The sequence below is a fragment of the Flammeovirga sp. EKP202 genome (assembly GCF_014534745.1).
Classification (GTDB): domain Bacteria; phylum Bacteroidota; class Bacteroidia; order Cytophagales; family Flammeovirgaceae; genus Flammeovirga.
The window spans coordinates 1-219 of record NZ_JACVVP010000177.1 but is presented as its reverse complement, the minus strand read 5'-3'; the positions used below and the strand labels follow the sequence as shown (position 1 = coordinate 219).

Sequence of the window (219 nt, the reverse complement as noted above, 5' to 3'; positions counted from 1 at the left end):
AGATAATGATGGAAAATCGGTAGCTACTCAAATTGACAACTACGGTAGAGTGATCGACCTTGATCTTTCGAATAGAGCTTTAACTAGCTTACCGACGAGTTTAACGATTGGAAACTTCGGGTATTTAGAAACTGTAGATCTCTCTGACAACCAATTGGAGGATGTGGCATTGACTTCGTTTGATAATGCCAATGATCAAAAAACGCAGTTTAATGTTGA

Annotated in this window: 1 protein-coding gene; it reads left to right on the top strand. The window is 38.4% G+C overall.

What is annotated here, in order from left to right:
• Nucleotides 1–219, top strand: a 219-nt coding sequence (locus IC221_RS29455; protein ID WP_188172342.1) for a hypothetical protein, incomplete at both ends; no start/stop codon positions are given.